This is a genomic window from Campylobacter sp. BCW_6468, assembly GCF_001762865.1.
Classification (GTDB): Bacteria; Campylobacterota; Campylobacteria; order Campylobacterales; family Campylobacteraceae; genus Campylobacter_D; species Campylobacter_D jejuni.
In genome coordinates this window covers 1-5,230 of record NZ_MJXQ01000013.1, presented here as the reverse complement: position 1 = coordinate 5,230, position 5,230 = coordinate 1, and the positions used below count along the sequence as shown (strand labels likewise).

The 5,230-nt window shown below is 26.2% G+C and carries 5 protein-coding genes; all 5 read right to left on the bottom strand.

Going from position 1 to position 5,230, the window contains the following annotated elements:
* A partial coding sequence (locus AJ889_RS00875) for a glycosyltransferase family 2 protein (protein ID WP_032588396.1) occupies positions 1-377 on the bottom strand: 377 nt, incomplete at its 3' end.
* Between the two features lie 51 nt (positions 378-428).
* On the bottom strand, positions 429-1,064 hold the full coding sequence (locus tag AJ889_RS00870; RefSeq protein ID WP_002857947.1) for an HAD-IB family hydrolase: 636 nt from the start codon (positions 1,062-1,064) through the stop codon (positions 429-431).
* Positions 1,065-1,067: 3 nt separating this feature from the next.
* The gene (locus AJ889_RS00865) at positions 1,068-2,240 is read right to left on the bottom strand and encodes an L-serine phosphate decarboxylase (protein ID WP_050552753.1); all 1,173 of its coding nucleotides are present in this window, start codon (positions 2,238-2,240) and stop codon (positions 1,068-1,070) included.
* 49 nt (positions 2,241-2,289) lie between these two features.
* Positions 2,290-3,393, bottom strand: a complete 1,104-nt coding sequence (locus AJ889_RS00860) for a dihydroxyacetone phosphate transaminase (protein WP_002858082.1) — start codon at positions 3,391-3,393, stop codon at positions 2,290-2,292.
* On the bottom strand, positions 3,380-5,230 hold a 1,851-nt coding region (locus AJ889_RS09525; protein WP_040977641.1), incomplete at its 5' end, for an ATP-grasp fold amidoligase family protein. The genes AJ889_RS00860 and AJ889_RS09525, both read right to left, overlap by 14 nt.

Genomic DNA, 5,230 nt, shown 5'->3' with positions numbered 1-5,230 from the left:
AATATATAAAAATCCCCTTTAACAACTTCACAATCATTCTTTTTAGCAATTTCATAAAGTCTTTCATACATATTTGTTTTAATATAATCATCACTTTCAACTATACCAAGATATTCTCCCTTTGCCTCTTTTATACCAAGATTCATTTGATAACCATAACTTTTCTTATCTGATATTATTACCCTAAGCCTCTTATCTTTTTTTTCATAGTTTTTTAAAACTTCTAAAGTTCCATCAGTTGAATTTGCATCAATACAAAGTATCTCAATATCTTTTAAAGTTTGATTTAATATACTATCAATACATTCTCTTATATATGATATAGAATTTAATGAAGGTACAACAATAGAAACTTTTGGAGTATTATAATTCATCATTTCATCCTTGCTTATTTTTTAACTCATTTTTACAAAATAATACTTTATAGTTTAATACTTCAACAAAATATTAAAACCTAAAATTCTAGCCCATTGTAAATCTTTACCACATTCAATAACATTTGGATTTCCAACTAATGATAATAAAGGTATATCGCTTACACAATCACTATACGCATAAGAATTTTTTAAATCAAATTGTTTTAAGTTAAATTTTTGAGCTAATTTGTAAAGTTTTCTTTCTTGCATGGTATGAATTCCATCTATATTTCCAGTTAATTTATTCTTATAAATTTCAAGATCTACGGCCACAATATTCTCAATATTATAAATTCTAGCAAATTCTTTAATATAAATCGTAAGACCACCTGATACTATAACGATTGTGTGGCCTTCATCTTGATGCCAAAAAAGTCTATCCATAACATTTTGATTAAGATTTGCCATCACATCAGTATAAACAAACTCTTGAGCAATTTCTTCTGCCAAATCAACATCGAGATCAATTAACCATTCATAACGAGGATAAGGAAGGTTTTCTCTTTGAAACCTTTCTCTTCTTGCTAAATTTTTACTTTGCGTATAATTAATATTTTTAGATCCAGCTAAAGGCAAATATCTATCAAGCGTTTGAAAATTAGTTAAAGTTTCACAAAAATCAAATAAGGCCAAAATTTCCTTAGACATATTTTATTCCTTAAAAACATCACAAATTGATTTTAATACCATATCATTCTCCTCTAAAGTTCGACTTGCAATTCTAATAAATTCTCCTTCTAAACCTATCTTATCATTGCAAGTTCTCATATAAATACCATATTTAATCAGCATTTTAGCAACAAAATCTGTACTAGAACTACCATCCAAAAGCTCCACAAGAGCAAAATTAGCCATACTAGGATAAACCTTAAATTGTTTAATTCCACTTAACTTTCTAAAAAAAGTCTGAGTTTCTTGTATATATTCCCTTCTAACCTTGTCATATTCATCAAAAAAGTTTTTTCTTACATATAATCTTAAAAAATATTCACTAAGTCCCGAAGAATTCCACAAATATCCATTTTTCAATAAACCTCTTATCTTATCTTCTGACATAATTGCATAACCTATTCTAATCCCTGCTACGCCAAAATCTTTAGACATACTTTTGATAATAATAGTATTATGAAATTCTTTAAAAAGATACTCAATATTAATCCCATTATAATCCTTATTTTCATAAGCAAAATGAATAAAGGACTCATCAATAATAATATTTTTAACATATTTCAATTCACTTAAAATGTATCTTAATTTCTCATAGTTAATATATCCTCCATCCGGATTATTAGGATTTATTAAAACTACACTATCTGGATTTTCATTTTTAACAAAGTTAAGATAGTGTTCTATATTCAAGTTATAATTATCTTCTTTAGAAAGTTGATAATAAACAACATTTGTTTCAGACTTAGCAAATTCATAATAAGATGAAAAAGTAGGAATATTAACAATGATCTTTTTACCTACAAAATTATGCATTACAGCTTGAATAATCTCTATAGCACCATTTCCAATAAAAACATTTTTAGGATCAATTCCTATAAAATCTGCAACAGTTTTGGCAATTATATTATTTTGAGAAGGATAAAATTCCAAAACTGACCTTAGTTTTTGACCATCTATTAACTCCTCTTTTAAATATCTTAAAAAAAGAGCTGTCGCATAGGGATTAGATAAAAAACAAGAATCAATTTTTATATTTAATTCCGGTATTTGCTCAGCCATGGTAAAAATACTCGGACTATGACTACCAGAAGCATTTTTCAAATCTTTTATCTTTTGCGTAATATTTTTTTCATAATCATTAAGTTTTATCAACATCAAATCCTTGAAGAATACAAAAGTAAAAATAATTCTTACTATAATTGCATCAAACAAGGTGAAAACCTCCTTGTTTTTTAGCAAATTCTTGTATTTTTTCAGCAACATAACTCATTTGATTTCTTGTACCTATACTAATACGACAATTTTTAGAAATAAGATGAGAATAGTTGCGAATAAAAATACCCTCTTTTTCCAAAAACCCTACAAAAAGAGATATATTCTCATTTTGAATCAAAACGAAATTTGCTACAGAATCATTGAATATCCCCCCCCCGCCAGTAGTTAAGGTATTCAAAAATTTCACAAATTCCATCCTAGCACAACTCACTTCATCTACATAATCTCTCATATATTGTAAATCCTCCAATGCTGCATTAGCTGCAATTTGAGATAGCATAGGAACACTTTTTGGATTTCTTAATTTATTTATTGATTCTATATTTTCTGGATGTGAAATTATATATCCTATCCTAAAACTCGCCAATGCAAAAGCCTTAGAAAATGTTCGAGTTATAATTAAATTATTACATTGTTCAACCAAATCACATACACTCTGGCTAGTAAATTCATAATAGGCTTCATCAATAATAAACATTACATTAGGATTATTAATAATTAGAGACTTAATTTTTTGAATATTATAAGATTTCCCGGTTGGATTATTCGGATTACATAAATATAAAAGTTTTATTCTCTTTTCATGTATAAAATATTCTAAACTATCAAAATCTAAATTAAAATTATCATCAAGTGTAAATGAAATAGTTTCAATACCTACCCCATTAGCTCTAGATCTAAAATTATCATAAGTAGGGGAAACAATTCCGATTTTATCACATTTATCTAAAAACACATCGATGATGCATTCATGAGCAGAATCGGATCCTTCAAACAACTCAACAAAAGAACTATTTATCTGTTTGGTATATTCTGCTATTTTATCCAATAAATATAAATTTTTTGTATTCGGATACCAGTTTAAATTTCCATTAACTAAAAATTTTTTAATGCTTTCTATAACATAAGGAGATGGCGGAATCGTAGCCTCATTCCAATCAAGTTTCAAAATATTTGATTGACTCGAATTCCATATTTTGTGTGGAATAGATAAATAAGGAGTAAGTTTTTGAATATTTTTATTTGCTTGCATTATCCAACCTTTTCAAACGCCACAAATCCCCCAATTTCTTATCCCACTCTTTAGGAATAACTTTTTCACCAGCTGCACCATGAGTAAAAGTTAATTCCCCAATATAAATTTTCTTATCAAACTGATATAAATCGACTCTAACATAATCAAAAGGTTTTGCAAGAATCAAAGAAATATTTATCATAGAATCCAAAAGATTAGGTTTTTTAGGAATCATTGTAACATTTTTATTATCATACATAAAATTAAAAGGTGCTAAATTCCATGATAAATCAAACATAGCCCTTTGATAATTATCAAATCTGTCTGTTGTAACTTGTATAAAATTGTTAGATAAATTTTCTTTGTCAAAAATATGAAATTTATATGTATCTGCTGGTTTCTTATTTTCTCCCAACAATAATTCTTCTGCAAAGACTCTAGGCTCTATATCCTTATAATGCCATTCTCTAAATACACTATAATAATTCCATTCCAAATGTTTTTTTAATTTTTTCATAGCATTTGAAAAAACAACAGTATCTCGTAAAAATTCTTGTTTATTTTCAACTATAACATAACCTCCACAATCATGATTAGTTTTTAAAACAAAAGAATTAGGTAATTCGTTGAAATTAATATCATATATATTTTTATATATCCCATATATTTTTGGAAGATATTTGCATTTATTGGTTTCAAAAATTTTATCTTGTAAATCGTCTATATTATTAAATAAAATAGATTTTTCATTTAATATATCGATTTTATCCCAACTATATTCATGATTATCAGACAAAGCGCTAGCTACATAAAATCTCATCTTAATTTTATCTGCAAGAAAAGAATATATACAACTTCTATCATATAAAATTCTATATATTAATTTTTCATTAAATGTAACAGGACATTTAAAGTCTGGAGTATAATCAAAAATTTGTTTATGTCTATTTAATAAAAAGTCATAATCACTTAATTCCTTAATATTTTTTTTTGAGCTACTTATATCTTTTTTATATTGCTTATATATTTTTTTAATTTTAAAAATAAATAAAATAGGATTATTGATAAAAGATTTTCCTAAAATATAGCTTAAATGTTTTTTAGTTTTCAATGCCTGTTCATAATCAGAATATTCCTCTAGAGGGGGAAGCTGTAAATTTGGATAAAATTTAATTGTAGTTTTATAAATTTTTTGTTCAAATTTAAATTGTTTAATCTCCAAAAACAATTTAAATGGAAATTTCAAGATTTGTACTGGATTTTTAAGATCAATCAAAAGTTTACCTATTCTATAAGATAATTGCCATTTAATCCTTTCAGAGGCACCAAAATATAACTTACCAAACATATCATTACAATACCCCATATAGAGAAAATAATAATTTTCTGGGTTTTCAACTATAGAATAAATTATTTTCATATCACCATCCCCGAATAAATTCTCATCAAGCTCTTTATCTTTTAAAATCTTGCGAAAATCTTGCGAAAATCTTTTTAAAAAATCCAACTTATATCTTTCATCGATTCTTTCTAAAGTAAACATATAATTTCCAAAACGATGCAAAGCACATATTGGAGCAAGTGTTTTTTCAAGATCAGGATGTTTTTTTAAAAAATCTCGAATAAAATCATATTCTTCACATGCACAATATACTTTTTCTTTGCTTTTTACGGATGAATTAGGATTATCTCTTCTAAGCATATAAAATGCTTCATTAATAAAATAAATACTTTTAGCAAGAGCAAAAATTTGAAACCATAAACCATTGTCTTGATAGGAAGCTCCTGGAGTTTCGTTTAACTTAATTTGATTTGTTCTTAATAAATCCAATCGGTAAATACCGATTGGATTTAT

Coding starts and splice junctions, on each gene's coding strand:
- AJ889_RS00870 (WP_002857947.1), bottom strand. CDS start 1,064: ATGTCTAAGGAAATTTTGGCCTTATTTGATTTTTGTGAAACTTTAACT.
- AJ889_RS00865 (WP_050552753.1), bottom strand. CDS start 2,240: ATGTTGATAAAACTTAATGATTATGAAAAAAATATTACGCAAAAGATA.
- AJ889_RS00860 (WP_002858082.1), bottom strand. CDS start 3,393: ATGCAAGCAAATAAAAATATTCAAAAACTTACTCCTTATTTATCTATT.